The organism is Burkholderia sp. ABCPW 14, from assembly GCF_001523835.1.
Classification (GTDB): domain Bacteria; phylum Pseudomonadota; class Gammaproteobacteria; order Burkholderiales; family Burkholderiaceae; genus Burkholderia; species Burkholderia mayonis.
The window spans coordinates 1-13,801 of the sequence record NZ_LOVS01000021.1; the positions used below are offsets into that span (position 1 = coordinate 1).

Consider the following 13,801-nt stretch of genomic DNA (forward strand, 5'->3'; position numbering starts at 1 on the left):
TCCGCCAGACAGCCGCGGGGGCGGCAAGCCGGCTTCGGGCTACGCCCTACGCCGGCTTGCCGCCCCCGCCAACATGCGGACATTTCATTTGCTACAAAACCGGACATTTCTATTTGTCCGCGACAGCCCTTTTGTGAAAATTCCTCGGCCGATCGCGACTCGCAACGCCCGCCGTGTGCGCGTGCGCCACACAACCGCATCGCGCCCCGCCGAGCCCGGTGGACCCCACGAAGCCCCTTGTTTTATCGACATCGATTATGGGCCGGTCCAATTTCGGTGGATTTGACCTGCCCGCGGCGCACATCAACACTAGAACGCGCAGCGTGTCGCGCTCAGACGGCACCGCCTTTCCCCCAATTGGAGTCTTCATGCCGTCCATCGAAAACGCTCGCGCGTCCGGCGCCGCGAGTGCGCCGCCGCGCACGAACCCGAGTTTCAGGAAGATCGTCGTCGCATCCGTGACGGGCAACGCGATGGAGTGGTACGACTTCTTCGTCTACGGCACCGCCGCCGCGCTCGTGTTCGGCAAACTGTTCTTCCCCCCGGATGCGCCGCCGCTCGTCGCGACGCTCGCCGCATTCGCGGCGTTCGCGCTCGGCTTCGTCGCGCGGCCGTTCGGCGGCGCCGTGTTCGGACACGTCGGCGACCGCTACGGCCGCAAGACATCGCTCGTCTGGACGCTGATGCTGATGGGTGCGTCGACGTTCGCGATCGGCCTGCTGCCCACCTATGCGCAGGCAGGCTTCTGGTCGCCTGCCGCGCTCGTCGCGCTGCGGCTGCTGCAGGGCATCGCGTCCGGCGGCGAATGGGGCGGCGGTGTGCTGATGATCAGCGAAAGCGCGCCCGCCGATCGCCGAGGCTATTACGCGGCATGGAGCCAACTGGGCGTCGGCGCCGGCTTCGTGCTGTCGTCGGCCGCGTTTCTCGCCGCGCAGGCGCTGCCGCACGATGCGTTCGCGCGCTGGGGCTGGCGCCTGCCGTTCCTCGCGAGCGTCGCGATCTTCGCGTTCGGCCTCTACGTGCGCCGCAGCCTGCCCGAGACGAAGGACTTCGAACGCGCGAGCGAACGGCGCGCGCCGCCGCACATGCCCGTCGTCGAGGTGCTGAAGCGCCATCCGAAGGAAGTGCTGCTCGCGATGGGGCTGCGCGTCGCCGAAAACGGCAGCGCATATGTGTTCCTCGCGTTCTCGCTCGTCTACGGCAAATTCATCGGCATCCCGAACCAGGTGATGCTGACGGGCGTGATGTGCGCAATGGTCGTCGAAATGGCCGCGATGCTCGGCTGGGGCCGTCTGTCCGACCGCATCGGCCGCAAGCCCGTCTATCTGATCGGCGCGGCGGGCCTCGTCGCGGCCGCTTTTCCGTTCTTCTGGCTGATCGACACGCGCGAGCCGCGCTTCGTCTATCTCGCGCTCACGATCGGCGCGGCCGTCAGCCACGGCGCGATGATCGGCACGCTGCCCGCGCTCGTCGGCGAGCTGTTCAGCACCGAAGTCCGCTATTCGGGCGTCGCGCTCGGCCACGAGGTCGCTTCGATCTTCGCGGGCGGGCTGTCGCCCGTCGTCGCGACCGCACTGCTCGCCCGCTATCACGCCGCATGGCCGGTCTCGCTGCTGCTCGTCGTGATGGGCGGCATCACGCTCGTCACGCTCGTTTTCATCCGCGAGACGCGCCATGTGCCGCGACGCGCGGCCGACGCGAAGCCGGAAACCGCATGACGGCCACCCGGCGCGCGCGCAGCATGCCGCGTCCGGCCGATGCGTGGTCGGACAACCGGCGCGCGCATCCGCGCGGGCGGTGCGGGTGTGCGTCGCTCGCGCCTTCGATGTTCGTGCCTTCGATGTTCGCGCCTTCGATGTTCGCGCCTTCGATGTTCGCGCCTTCGATGTTCGCGCCTTCGATGTTCGCGCCTTCGATGTTCGCGCCTTCGATGTTCGCGCCTTCGATGTTCGTGCCTTCGATGTTCGTGCCTTCGATGTTCGTGCCTTCGTTACTCGTGCCTTCGTCGTTCGAGCCTTCGTCATGCGCGCGTTCGTCACTCGCGCTTCACACCGAGCGCGCCGTCGAACACCGGCGCGAGCCCGAGATGCACGAGCAGCGCACCGAACTCGCTCAAGCGCCGCCGGACATAAGCGGGCACGTCGACCGCCGCGTAATCGTAGAAGCCCGCGCCCGAGCGGATGCCGTCGCGCCCGGTCTCCATGTGGCGGCTCACGACGCCGGCCGGCTCGAAGCGCGGACCGATCTCGCGCGCGAGGTAATGCAACGCGTAATAGAGAATGTCGCAGCCGCCCCAGTCGATGAACTCGAGCAGCCCCAGCACCGCGAACCGCAGGCCGAAGCCGGTCCGGATCGCCTGATCGATCGCGTCCGCACTCGCCACGCCCTCTTCGACCATCCGCGCCGCCTCGTTCATCGCGAGCGCCTGGATGCGCGGCACGATGTAGCCGGCCGACGGCCCGCAGACGACCGGCCGCTTGCCGATCCGTTCGAGCAGCGCGCTCAGCAACGCGACGGCCGCGGGGTCGGTCGCGTCGCTGCGGCTAATCTCGACGAGCGGCATCAAATGCGCCGGATTCAGCCAGTGCGCGTTCAAGAGGCGCGCCGGATGCGCAACGCATTGCTGCAAGTCGGTGACGAGAAACGTCGACGTCGTGGATGCGATCGCCGCGTCCGCGCGCAGATGCGCCTCGGCCCATTCCAATGCGGCGGACTTCGCGTCGAGCATTTCGGGCACCGCTTCGAACAGCACATTGCAGGTCGAGAGTCCCGCGCTCGCGCCGACGCGATCGGCGACGTCGATGCGCGCGAGCACCTGCGCCGTCTGTTGCGACGTGAGCCCGCACAGCGCGGTCAACGCATCCAGTTGGCGGCCGATGGCGGCGCGCGCGGCAGCGGCGAACGCCGCCCGCGCCGCCGCATCCCGCGTCTTGAAGTCGATCAGCGTCACATGCAGGCCGGCGAACGCGAACGCAAGCGCGATGCCCTGCCCCATGCGCCCGGCGCCCAGCACGTGCACGCGCGACACGTCGGCGGCGTTCATGCCGACCACCCGTCGCGCAGCCGCGCGACTAGCGCGTCGCGCGTCGCATCCGCGAGCCCGAGTCGCTCGAACGTGCGGCCCTCGCGATACAGGTCGCGTTCCGCCACCACGCTCGCGATGCTCAGAAGGCCCTGCGCGACAGGCGTCGGCACGCCGGCCCAGCGCCCGCACGACACGATCAGCGACAAGCCGAGCCGCGTGTCTTCGAGCATATAGCGATGCGTCCTCAGATCGATCGCCTCCCGCCAGTCGCCGCTGTCCGTCAGCTTGCCGTGCGCGCCACGCCCGTACATCCATTCGTCGCCGTCGGCCGCGTAGTGGTCCGCGAGCGGGAAATGCGGCGCGCGATAGCCGAGCGCCTCGCGCACGGCGATACGCTCGGCGTCGAGCGCGTTCGTCACGCGCCGGATCGACGGCTGCGTGCCTTCGTTATGGATGTCCCACGCGTCGAAGTGTTCGAGCGGCCCCGCGTTCATCATGATGAGCGGCGGATGAATCACCGGCCCCGCGTTCATCAGCGCGGCCGACAGCGCGTCCTCGACGGGCTCGATCGACGGATAGCCGGCCTTCAGCACGTCGAACGCCCAGTCGGCCGCGCGCGCCGGGAACACGCCCGTCGGCAGGCGCGTCGCGTAGGCGCTGATCACGACGTCGCGCTCGCCGTGCTTGCGCACGAGGTAAGGAAGCGTGCCCGTCTCCGCGAACGCGACGCGGCTGCGATTGCCCGCCGACGCGAGCGCCCGCGCGAACACGTAGCTGCCGAACGTGCCGGGCGGCAGATAGACGACCTGACCGTCGGCGAGCAGCGGCGCGATCTGCGCGGACAGCGCATCGTGCGTCGTCGCGGGCAGCGGAATCACGATCAGGCGCGCATCGCGCAGCGCATCGGCAAGCGCGTCGACGACGCGGATCGCGCCGCGCGCGTCGCCGAGCGCGATCGTGCGCTCGCCGCGCCAGTCGCGCACATTCAGCCCACCGAGCGCGCGCAGCCTCGCGGCCGCCTCGGCGTCGCGGCGCCACCACGTCACGTCGTGTCCCTTTTCGAGCAGATCGATCGCCGCTGCATGGCAGCCGTGACCGCCGCCCAGTACGGATACCTTCATGTCCACCTCCGGATGTGCAATGCAGCCGAAGTTACGCGCAACGCCGCACGCCGTCGCTTCGAGGCGCGCAACGGCAATACGATTCCGGCAAGCGCGTGCCGCGCGCGGCGTCGCGCCGGTTGCCACGGCGAATTGGCTCGCCGATCATCGTTTCCTGCTTGACGTCCTTCATCACGAGGCCCGCCATGGATATCGCGATCCCCCGCAGCAACGGCAACCGGCTCCGCGCATTGCGTGCGCGCGAGGACGTCGAGCGCGAAGTGTCGCGGCTGCTCGGGCCGCATCGGATGCAAGTGGCCGCGCGCGATCTGTCGCGCGCGGAGCTGTTCGACATCGCGCTCGATCGCGGCGGCCTGCTCGAGCTCTGCTACGGCGATGCAGCGCGCATCGACATCGACGGCGACGCCGCCCAGTTCCTGTTCCGGCTGACGCTCGCGGGGCACTGCGAGCTGCGGGCAGGCCGCGAACGCATGGCCGTCACGCGCGGCGGGTTGAGCGTCTCGTCGCCCGCGCGGGCGAGCCGCATCGAGACGAGCCGCGATTGCCGCAGCCTGCTGCTGCGGCTCGATCGCGCGGCGCTGGAACTCAAGCTCGCCGACCTGCTTCAGGCGACGCCGCGCGCGCCGCTGTTGTTCGAGCTGTCGGTCGACGCCGCGCACCGCGGCGCGGGCGTCGTGCGCGACATGCTCGGCCAATTGTGCCGATGGTGCGCGGAGCCCGATGCGGCCGCCGCGCAACCGATGCTCGGGCCCGATCTCACGCAATGGCTGATGACGATGCTGCTGACCCGGCTGCCGCATTCGTATAGCGACGCGCTCGCGCGCGGCGTCCGCCGTCCGCTGCCCGTGCACGTGCGCCGCGCGCGCGACCATGTCGATGCGCATCTCGGCGAGCCGCTGCCGCTCGCGGCGCTCGCGCGTGCGGCCGGCGTGTCGCCGCGCACGCTGCAAAACGGCTTCGCGCAGTTCCTGCAGACATCGCCCGCCGCCTATGTGCGCGAGCAGCGATTGTCGGCGGTCCGCGACGCGTTGCTGCGCGCGCCCGGACGCTCCGTCGCGGACGTGCTGATCGAGCACGGCGTGCATAGCTTCGGGCACTTCGCGAAGGCGTATGCGCGTCGCTTCGGGCATCCGCCGTCGGAGACCGGTGTGGGCGCGGATGGCGCGCCCATGGCCCACGCCGCCGCAACCGGCCCGTCAAAGGCCGCGACCGCCGAGCCCGGCCGCCACGCATCCCGCAGGCGGCAGCCATGAACCGCCCCACCGCCAACGCGGCGCTCGAACCGATCCCGTCCGCCGCGCCCGCCGCCGACGCCACCGATTCGCTGCGCGTACAGGACCTCGATCTCAATCTGCTGAAGACGTTCCGCGCGGTGTACGTCGAGCGGCATGTCGGCCGCGCGGCGCTGCGGCTCGGCGTCACGCAGCCGTCGGTCAGCTACGGGCTCGGCCGGTTGCGCCTGATGTTCCGCGACGCGCTGTTCGTGCGCACCGGCACCGGCGTCGAGCCGACGCCGCGCGCGCGCCGCCTCGCCGCATCGGTCGACAAGGCGCTTGCGATCCTGCAGGACGTGCTCGACGAAGGCGCGCGCTTCTTGCCCGACACCACCCAGCGCGTATTCCGGCTGCACATGAGCGACTTCGCCGTAAGCGCGTTCCTGCCGACGCTCCTGCAGGTGCTCGATGCGCGCGCGCCGGGCGCGGTCGTCGAGACGCTGCACGTCGACGAATCGCAGCTCAACGTCGCGCTCGAATCGGGCCGGATCGATTTTGCGCTCGGCCACTACAGCGACGCGTCGAGCCACTTCCAGCGCACCGCGCTGCTACAGGAACGCTGCGTGCTGCTGATGTCGAGCCGCGCGGCCGCGCGCCTCGCGCTCGGCGACGATTTCGTGCTCGATGCCGATGCGCCGCCGCCGCTGCGGCTCGTCGCCGTCACGTCGCATCCGCAATCGATGCAGCTCCTCGACCGGCACGGGCTGATGCCGCGCGTACGCGCCGCGCTGCCCGACTTCATGGTGATTCCCGCGATCCTGCACGACTGCGACTACGCGGTGATCGTGCCGCGCACGATCGCGCGCACGTTCGCGGCGCGCGACGCGTGCGCGATCTATCCGATCGCCGGCGCGCAGGCATGGACCGTCAACGCGTACTGGCATCGTCGCTTCGACGCCGACCCCGGCCATCGGTGGCTGCGCGCGCTGCTGTCCGAGCTGTTCGACATCGGCGCGCGCGAGCCTTTTGACGCGTGGCTCGCGCCCGTTGCGTCGTCCGCATCGCGCGCGCCGCACGCCGATTGCGATTAGAACGACGTCATCACACCCGCGACGATCGAGCTCGCGGTCGCGCCCGGCTTCGCAACGGGCACACTGCCGCCCCCCACGCCGTTGACGGCGAACGCCGCGTGCGCGCCGTTGCGCACCATCGCCGCGCCCGTATAGAGCACGGTCCGCTTCGACAACGGATAGTCGAGTCGGACTCCGTACGAATCGGCGTTGCCCCCACTGTCGGCGACCTTCCGGTAATGGCCGTAGCTGACGAGCAGCGACGCGCGGCCGAGCGGGATCGTCGCGTCGAGCTCGTAAAGGTCGTGGTGCGGATACGCGCTCGCGCTGTCGACGACGGCGGCCACGTTCGGCCCGCCGCGATGCCGCATGTAGAGGAACGCGAGCTTCATGAACGCGAAGTCGTACGAGAACGCGCCGAGCGCATAGTTGCCCGCCGCGACGGGACTCGTCGCGGACAGCGACGCCGCGCTCGCCGGGCTGAAGCGCTGCACCATGTAGTCGACGTCGATCGACAACGGTCCTCGCGCGTAATTGAGCCCGGCGCCGTACGTATCGCCGAGCGACGACGGTTGGCCCGACGCGCCGTTCGCTCCGCGCGATGCGGTCGCGCGCAGCAGGAAGTCGCCGATGCGCGGCGACGTGTAGCGCAGTCCGTTGTGCGTGCGCAGGAACGCCGGCCCGACGAAATTGTTCGACGCATTGCCCCACGCGAGCCCCGCCGCATATCCGGGCAGGCTGTACGTGACGAACGTCGTGTGCAGGACCGTGTAGAGCTCGCCCGCCTGCAGCCCGCCGAACGGACCGATGATGCCGACCCACGCTTCGCGGCCGAACAGCGCGCCGCCGTTGCCGAGCGTGCCGTTCGCCGAGTTGAAGCCGTTCTCGAGCTTGAAGATCGCCGAGTAGCCGCCGCCGAGATCCTCGACGCCCTTGAGGCCCCATTGCGACGCGAACAGATTGCCGCTGCCCATGCGCGTCACGTGTTGCGGCCCCATGTTCGCGAATTCGATCGCGGTATCGATGCGGCCGTACAGCACCACGCTCGATTGCGCGAATGCGGGCATCGCGGCTGCCGCGCCCAACAGCGACGCAAACCATTTCCAGTTGTTCATTCGTGCCGTCCCGTAGAGGTTGTCCGAAGCGCGCGCCGCGCGCCGAGCGTTCGCCGCGAGTGCGTGCGAACGGGGAATGCCAAACCGGGGGCGAGTCTAGGAAGGCCAATATCCGGCGTCGACCGAACGGGCTTTATAAGCTTTATAGAGGCGGCTCATGACGCGGCGCCCGGCCCGCCGCGCGGGGCGCGGACGTGCGACCGGCGGGGCGTGGCCTGGGATTTTCTTTAGGCGGATCGGTAAATGTCCGTGTCGCGCGGCTGTCACTGCGGCTATGTGCGCGGAATTTGGTTGACTACGCTGCCCTCCGATCGCGCGAAGCAACGCGCGGAATTCCGTCTATCGTCTCAGGAGAAACCGCATGACCGCTCCCCCCGCCGCCCCTTCGATCGCGCGACGCTACACGTACGAGTGGTACGTCGTCGTGATCTGCATGCTCGCGTACGTGTTCTCGTTCGTCGACCGCCAGGTGCTCGTGCTGATGATCGAACCGATCAAGCGCGACCTGCAGCTCACCGACACGCAGTTCAGCCTGCTGAACGGCTTCGCGTTTTCGCTGTTCTACGCGTTCATGGGGATGCCGATCGCGTACCTCGCGGATCGCTACGCGCGACCGCGCATCATCGCGGTCGGCATCGCGCTATGGAGCCTGGCGACCGCCGCGTGTGGCCTCAGCCGGCACTTCCTGCACATGTTCGTCGCGCGGATGGGCGTCGGTGTCGGCGAGGCGGCGCTGTCGCCCGGCACGTACTCGATGCTTGCCGACTATTTCCCGAAAGAGAAGCTCGGCCGCGCGGTGGCCGTCTACTCGCTCGGCTCGTTCATCGGCGGCGGCGTCGCGTTTCTCGTCGGCGGTTACGTGATCGCGCTCCTCAAGCATGCGTCGGCGTTCACGCTGCCGCTCGTCGGCGACGTGCACGCGTGGCAGGTCACGTTCCTGATCGTCGGCCTGCCCGGGCTCGCCGTCGCGCTCTTGTTCGCGCTCACCGTCCGCGACCCGCAGCGCAAGGAGCTTGCGCGCGATCGCTCGGGCGGCGTGATGCGGCTGTCGACCGCGGATGCGCTGCGCTTCGTCGGCAAGCACCGCGCGACCTTCTTCTGCCATTACGCCGGGTTTTCGTTCTATGCGATGACGCTCTACTGCCTGTTGAGCTGGACGCCCGCGTTCTACATTCGCCATTTCGGCCTCACGCCGGTCGAGGCGGGCTACACGCTCGGCACGGTGCTGCTCGTCGCGAACACGACGGGCGTGTTCTGCGGCGGCTGGCTGAACGACTGGCTGCTGCGGCGCGGCTATGCCGATGCGCCGATGCGGGCGGGCTGCATCGGCGCGCTGTGCATGCTGGCGCCCGCCGCCGCGTTCACGCAGGTCAGCCATCTCGGCGCGTCGCTCACGCTGCTCGTCATCGCGATGTTCTTCGCGTCGTTTCCAATGCCGACGTCGACGGCCGCGATGCAGACGCTCGCGCCGAATCAGCTTCGCGCGCAGATCTCCGCGCTGTTCCTGCTCGTGTCGAATCTGATCGCGCTCGGGATCGGCACGACGATCGTCGCGCTGATCACCGACAGGGTGTATCGCACGCCGCTCGCGGTCGGCGATTCGATGGCGATCGTCAATCTCGCGGCCGCGACGCTCGCGGCGGGCCTGCTCGGGATCGGCTGCCGGCGCTATCGCGCGAGTCTCGAGCGCGAGCACGCGACGCGGCTCGCGGCGATGCACGAGGCGCCGAGCAAAGCCGCCGCGATGACGACGATGCCGGGCTCGTCGGCGGGTTGACGCGTTCGTGCCGCATTAGGCGGATCGGCAGATCAACAGGATGCGGCGTTAAATCAATTTCATTTATCCATCGATACGATTTTTATCAATTTGTCTGATCGACGTGCGCCTCGTATCCTGTTTTTGCTGCTCGCGCGACATGCCCATGTGCGCAATGCGAGTCTCATTCGATCAACGGATTCCCCATGCAAGCGAGTACCTACCAAGCCCGGGTCGATGCGCTCCAGGACGAGGCGCAGGACATCCGCTCCTTTCGTATCTCGCGCGTCGACGGCCAGCCGTTCGACGCCTACGAGCCCGGCGCGCACATCGACGTGACGAGCCCGTCCGGCGTCACCCGCCAGTACTCGCTGTGCGGCGACCCCGCGCATCTTGGCGCGTATCAGTTCGCGGTGAAGAAGGAAGTGCGCTCGCGCGGCGGCTCGCGCTCGCTGCACGACGACGTTCGCGTCGGCACCGAGCTCGCGGTCGGCGCGCCGCGCAATCTGTTTCGGATCGCCGACGATGCGCGCGCGCACCTCCTGATCGCCGCCGGCATCGGCGTGACGCCGCTGTTGTCGATGGCGTATCGGCTCGTCGAGCGGCGCGCGCCGTTCCGGCTGCATTACTTCGTGCGCAGCCGTGCGCATGCGGCGTTTTTCGAGCGGCTGGCGAGCGAGCCGTTCGCGCCGCACGTCGCGTTGCACGTCGGCATCGAGCCGCCCGATCTCGCCGCGGCGCTCGACGCATGCGTCGCCGACGCCGCCCCCGGCACGCATGTCTACACGTGCGGCCCCGCGCCGTTCATGGATCAGGTCGTCGCGCGCGCGGCCATGCGCATCGACGAAGCCGCGATTCACCTCGAACGCTTCGCGGCCGATCCGCCGCCGCCAATCGTTGAAGGCGACGCATTCGAAGTGCGTCTGCAACGCAGCGGACGATCGATTCGTGTCGACGACAGGACGTCGATCGTCGATGCGCTCGCGTCGATCGGCGTCGAGGTCGACACGTCGTGCGGCGAAGGCGTGTGCGGCACCTGCATGGTGCCCGTCGTGAGCGGCGAGCCCGATCATCGCGATCACTGTCTGAGCAACGCGGAGCGCGCGAGCAACAAGGTGATTTGCTGCTGCGTGTCGCGCTCGCGCTCGCCGGTGCTCGTGCTCGATCTTTGACGCCGACCACCCGGGGGGGGTTTTCGTGTTTCGCCCCGTTCGCCCCGTTCGCCCCGTTCGCGTCATTCGCATCATTCGCATCATTCGCACCGTTCGCGTCGCATCGGCCGCCCGGATCGCGCGCCGCCGCGTGCCATCACACGACATCGAGCAACATCGGACTGCCGGCCTGCGCACGCCCGACATCCCGAGCGCGCGCGCCTGCGCCGCACGTCCCGTCGACGCTCACGCACCCGCCATCGCGCATTGGCGATCGAATACGAACGGTTCGGTCTGCTGAATCGAGACGCGCCGCCGGTCAAGCACCGCTCGACAAGCGCCACGCACGCCGATCGCTCGGCCGCGCCCAGCCGGCGCGCGATCGCATGCGGCCGGGACCGGCCAGCCGCTCGAGCGCGCACCCGCCCGGCACCGCCGCCGCCCGTCAAGCCTCGTCGAAATGCTCGACGATCCCTGCCATCAGATCGCGCATCCACGCGATGCCGGCGTCATCGTCGAAATGCTCGTGCCAGTGCATCGTCACCGGTACGGCGGGCAGCGGCACCGGCAACGCATAGATCCGGAACGCGTCATCGCGACCGAGGATCTGCGCGAGTCGCTTCGGCAGCGTCGCGTACAGATCGGTGACGCTCAGGATGCCCGGCAGCGCGACGAAGTGCGGCACTTCGAGCGCGATGTTGCGGCCGACGCCTTGCGCGCGCAGCGCGTCGTCGAGCGCGTGATGGCTGTGCTCGACCGACATCACCTGCACGTGCGACGCCTGCAGGAACTGATCGAGGCTGAGCACAGCGGCCTTCGGCAGGCCGCGCCGCCGCCCCGTCATGCACACGTAGGTTTCTTCGAACAGCAGCCGGTGCCGGGTGCGCGGCATCAGCGCCGGCAGATTGCCGATCGCGAAGTCGAGCCGGCTCGACCGCAGCGCGTCCTCGATCTCGTCGACGGGCATCGGCCGCACGGCGAGCTTCACGCGCGGCGCGCGCTCGCGCAGCGCGCGGCAGATCGCGGGCAGATACGCCATCTCGCCCGCGTCGGACAGCGACACCCGGAACGTGCGCGTGCTGACGGCGGGATCGAAGGTCTCCGCATAGCGCAGCGCCTCGCGCACCGTGTCGAGCGCACGCCCGACGATGGTCGCGAGCTCGAGCGCGATCGGCGTCGGCTGCATGCCCGCGCGCGTGCGGATGAAGAGCGGATCGTCGAACAGCGTGCGCAGGCGGCCGAGCGAATAGCTGACGGCCGGCTGCGACAGCGCGAGCCGCTCGCCCGCCTTCGTCAGGCTGCGCTCCTCGACGATCGCCTGAAACACGCGCAGCAGGTTCAGATCGAGATGATCGATGGACGTCACGGCCGCCTCCTGAAAATTCATCGCATTTATGAATAGATAGATTTTAGATCAATTTGACGGATATCAAGCGCGCCACGACACTGGCCGGACGACATGGCAGACATGCCAGGCCCCGCAACCTCGCGACGATGTCGCGAATTTCCTTCCGACCATGATGAGCGAATCTCCTTATCAGACCATCGACACGCGCGCGCTCGCCCGGCGCGCCGAGTCCGATCGCATCGCCCCGTCGATGTACTACGACCCCGAGCTGTTCGAGGCCGAGCTCGAGCGCATCTTCCATCGCACCTGGATCTGGGTCGCGCACGACAGCGAGCTGCCGAATCCCGGCGACTTCGTGACGACGACAATCGGCCGCCAGCCGGTCATCGTCGTGCGCGACAGGAACGGCGACGTGAACGTGCTGCAGAACCGCTGCCGCCATCGCGGCGCGACCGTCTGCGAAGCGCACCGCGGAAACGCGAAAGGCTTCACGTGCCCATACCACAGCTGGTCGTATGCGCTCGACGGCACGCTGCGCGCACTGCCGTACGGCGACGGCTACGAAGGCGTATGCGACAAGACCGAGCTGCCGCTCGTGAAGCTGCGCGCCGGCATCTACCAGGGCCTCGTGTTCGCGAGCTTCAATCAGGATATCGAACCGCTCGACGACTTCCTCGGCGGGGCGAAGCCGTGGATCGACCTGTTCATGAAGCAAGGCGCGGGCTATCCGATCAAGGCGAACGGCGAGCACAAGTTCAAGTTCAAGGGCAACTGGAAGATCCAGCTCGAGAACACGACCGACCTTTACCACTTCCCGGTCGTCCACAAGTCGTGGATGAAATCGATCGACGACGAGACAGCCGCCGCGATCACGCGCTTCATGACGAGCGACGCCGCGTTCTGCCGTGCGCTCGGCAACGGCCACAGCCTCGCCGTGCTGATGCCCGAGCTGATCGATCTCGACCAAGACGACGGCGCGCCGCTGCCGCAGCGCTTCGGCGCGCTCGCGGCCCAGCTCGCCGAGCGGCATGCGCCCGACGAAGTGCGGCGCATCGTGCGCTCGCTGATGGGCGTCGGCTTCAACCTCAATCTGTTTCCGAACCTCGCGCTGTCGATGGCGTTCTTCCGCGTGCTGCGGCCGATTTCGGCGGAGGAAACCGAGATCCGCCACGTCGCGCTCGCGATGGACGGCGGCCCGGACGAGGCCAATCAGGTCCGGCTGCGGATTCACGAGCATTTCCAGGGGCCGTTCGGCTTCGGCAGCCCGGACGACGCGGAAGCCTGGGAGCGCGTGCAGCGCGGCGCGCACGCGGGGCCCGACGTGCCGATTCTCGTGAACCGCGGGCTGAACCGCGAAACGACCGCGCCGAACGGCGAGAAGACCGCGCACGCGACCGACGAGACCGGCATGCGCGAAGCGTACCGGCAATGGCGCAAGCTGATGGAGCAAGCATGATGGACGACCGCAACGCCCTTTTTTCCACGCGCACGTTCGCGCGCGCCGTCGAGTTCATCTGGCGCGAGGCCGAATTGCTCGATCGCCGCGACTATCGCGGCTGGCTCGATCTGTGGCATCCGGCCGGTCGTTACGTCGTCCCGATCGATCCCGCCGCAACCGACTTCGAAGCCACGCTCAACTACGTGTACGACGATCACGAGATGCGCGAGAAACGCACGCAGCGCATGCTGTCCGGCCATTCGGCGTCGGCGTCCGACGCGGCGCGCACGGTGCGCACCGTGTCGCGCTTCACGCTCGAGCGCGAAAGCGCGGACACGATCGAAGTGAAGTCCGCGCAGGTCGTCGTCGCTTACAAGCGCGGCGTCGCGACGCTGTTCGCGGCGGACGTGACGCACAAGCTCGACATGCGCGACAGCGACGTGCGTCTGGCCGGGAAGGTGATCCGCCTGATCGACTCGACCGAGGCGCTGAGCGCGATCGGCTTCCTGCTGTGATGCCGCGGCGCGCTCGTCGCGACGCGCATGCAGGCGCGTGCGCGTACG

13 protein-coding genes are annotated in these 13,801 nt (G+C 68.6%); 8 read left to right on the forward strand and 5 right to left on the reverse strand.

What is annotated here, in order from left to right:
- A partial coding sequence (locus WS62_RS37830; RefSeq protein ID WP_231748180.1) for a hypothetical protein occupies nucleotides 1–286 on the forward strand: 286 nt, incomplete at its 5' end.
- Nucleotides 287–368: 82 nt separating this feature from the next.
- Nucleotides 369–1,718, forward strand: coding sequence for an MFS transporter (locus WS62_RS03750; protein ID WP_066567903.1), 1,350 nt, complete (start codon nucleotides 369–371; stop codon nucleotides 1,716–1,718).
- Here WS62_RS03750 and WS62_RS38990 read toward each other — a convergent pair.
- Genes WS62_RS38990 through WS62_RS03760 form a run of 3 tightly spaced genes read right to left on the reverse strand, consistent with a single transcriptional unit; the run spans nucleotide 1,657 to nucleotide 4,146 of the window.
- On the reverse strand, nucleotides 1,657–1,977 hold the full coding sequence (locus WS62_RS38990) for a pentapeptide repeat-containing protein (RefSeq protein WP_082720682.1): 321 nt from the start codon (nucleotides 1,975–1,977) through the stop codon (nucleotides 1,657–1,659). The two genes, WS62_RS03750 and WS62_RS38990, sit on opposite strands and share 62 nt — an antisense overlap.
- Nucleotides 1,978–2,035: 58 nt before the next feature.
- The gene (locus WS62_RS03755; RefSeq protein WP_066568146.1) at nucleotides 2,036–3,043 is read right to left on the reverse strand and encodes a 3-hydroxybutyryl-CoA dehydrogenase; all 1,008 of its coding nucleotides are present in this window, start codon (nucleotides 3,041–3,043) and stop codon (nucleotides 2,036–2,038) included.
- A complete protein-coding gene (locus tag WS62_RS03760; RefSeq protein ID WP_066567928.1) occupies nucleotides 3,040–4,146 on the reverse strand; it encodes an NAD/NADP-dependent octopine/nopaline dehydrogenase family protein in 1,107 nt (368 codons plus the stop codon). The genes WS62_RS03755 and WS62_RS03760 overlap by 4 nt, the downstream gene beginning before the upstream one ends.
- Nucleotides 4,147–4,331: 185 nt before the next feature.
- Between WS62_RS03760 and WS62_RS03765 the strand changes: the two genes are divergently transcribed.
- Complete coding sequence (locus WS62_RS03765) at nucleotides 4,332–5,399, forward strand: AraC family transcriptional regulator (protein ID WP_066567931.1); 1,068 nt, start codon at nucleotides 4,332–4,334, stop codon at nucleotides 5,397–5,399.
- Nucleotides 5,396–6,451: a LysR family transcriptional regulator gene (locus WS62_RS03770; protein WP_066567933.1), complete on the forward strand. Its 1,056-nt coding sequence runs from the start codon at nucleotides 5,396–5,398 to the stop codon at nucleotides 6,449–6,451. Before WS62_RS03765 ends, WS62_RS03770 begins: the two co-directional genes overlap by 4 nt.
- On the opposite strand, the gene WS62_RS03775 is transcribed toward WS62_RS03770, so the two are convergent.
- Nucleotides 6,448–7,545 carry a porin gene (locus WS62_RS03775; protein ID WP_066567935.1) on the reverse strand — a complete coding sequence of 366 codons (1,098 nt, stop codon included), beginning with the start codon at nucleotides 7,543–7,545 and terminating at the stop codon, nucleotides 6,448–6,450. The two genes, WS62_RS03770 and WS62_RS03775, sit on opposite strands and share 4 nt — an antisense overlap.
- A 361-nt stretch (nucleotides 7,546–7,906) precedes the next feature.
- On the opposite strand from WS62_RS03775, the gene WS62_RS03780 reads away from it, so the two are divergent.
- Together WS62_RS03780 and WS62_RS03785 are read left to right on the forward strand one after the other, a co-directional pair.
- Complete coding sequence (locus WS62_RS03780) at nucleotides 7,907–9,322, forward strand: spinster family MFS transporter (protein WP_066567937.1); 1,416 nt, start codon at nucleotides 7,907–7,909, stop codon at nucleotides 9,320–9,322.
- Nucleotides 9,323–9,507: 185 nt separating this feature from the next.
- Nucleotides 9,508–10,473, forward strand: coding sequence for a PDR/VanB family oxidoreductase (locus WS62_RS03785; RefSeq protein WP_066567940.1), 966 nt, complete (start codon nucleotides 9,508–9,510; stop codon nucleotides 10,471–10,473).
- Between the two features lie 424 nt (nucleotides 10,474–10,897).
- Here the strand turns inward: WS62_RS03785 and WS62_RS03790 are convergent, their stop codons facing one another.
- A complete protein-coding gene (locus tag WS62_RS03790) occupies nucleotides 10,898–11,818 on the reverse strand; it encodes a LysR family transcriptional regulator (RefSeq protein WP_066568147.1) in 921 nt (306 codons plus the stop codon).
- A 154-nt stretch (nucleotides 11,819–11,972) separates the two neighbouring features.
- Here WS62_RS03790 and WS62_RS03795 point away from each other — a divergent pair, with 154 nt between their 5' ends.
- Both WS62_RS03795 and WS62_RS03800 read left to right on the forward strand, forming a co-directional pair.
- A complete protein-coding gene (locus WS62_RS03795) occupies nucleotides 11,973–13,256 on the forward strand; it encodes an aromatic ring-hydroxylating oxygenase subunit alpha (protein ID WP_066568148.1) in 1,284 nt (427 codons plus the stop codon).
- Nucleotides 13,253–13,753, forward strand: coding sequence for an aromatic-ring-hydroxylating dioxygenase subunit beta (locus tag WS62_RS03800; RefSeq protein WP_066567943.1), 501 nt, complete (start codon nucleotides 13,253–13,255; stop codon nucleotides 13,751–13,753). The genes WS62_RS03795 and WS62_RS03800 overlap by 4 nt, the downstream gene beginning before the upstream one ends.
- The last annotated feature ends 48 nt before the right edge of the window (nucleotides 13,754–13,801 follow it).

Bases quoted from the DNA above. Each gene is read 5' to 3' on its own strand.
- WS62_RS03750 (WP_066567903.1), top strand. From the start codon at position 369: ATGCCGTCCATCGAAAACGCTCGCGCGTCCGGCGCCGCGAGTGCGCCG.
- WS62_RS03780 (WP_066567937.1), top strand. From the start codon at position 7,907: ATGACCGCTCCCCCCGCCGCCCCTTCGATCGCGCGACGCTACACGTAC.
- WS62_RS03770 (WP_066567933.1), top strand. From the start codon at position 5,396: ATGAACCGCCCCACCGCCAACGCGGCGCTCGAACCGATCCCGTCCGCC.
- WS62_RS03755 (WP_066568146.1), bottom strand. From the start codon at position 3,043: ATGAACGCCGCCGACGTGTCGCGCGTGCACGTGCTGGGCGCCGGGCGC.
- WS62_RS03800 (WP_066567943.1), top strand. From the start codon at position 13,253: ATGATGGACGACCGCAACGCCCTTTTTTCCACGCGCACGTTCGCGCGC.
- WS62_RS03760 (WP_066567928.1), bottom strand. From the start codon at position 4,146: ATGAAGGTATCCGTACTGGGCGGCGGTCACGGCTGCCATGCAGCGGCG.
- WS62_RS03765 (WP_066567931.1), top strand. From the start codon at position 4,332: ATGGATATCGCGATCCCCCGCAGCAACGGCAACCGGCTCCGCGCATTG.
- WS62_RS03775 (WP_066567935.1), bottom strand. From the start codon at position 7,545: ATGAACAACTGGAAATGGTTTGCGTCGCTGTTGGGCGCGGCAGCCGCG.
- WS62_RS03785 (WP_066567940.1), top strand. From the start codon at position 9,508: ATGCAAGCGAGTACCTACCAAGCCCGGGTCGATGCGCTCCAGGACGAG.
- WS62_RS03795 (WP_066568148.1), top strand. From the start codon at position 11,973: ATGAGCGAATCTCCTTATCAGACCATCGACACGCGCGCGCTCGCCCGG.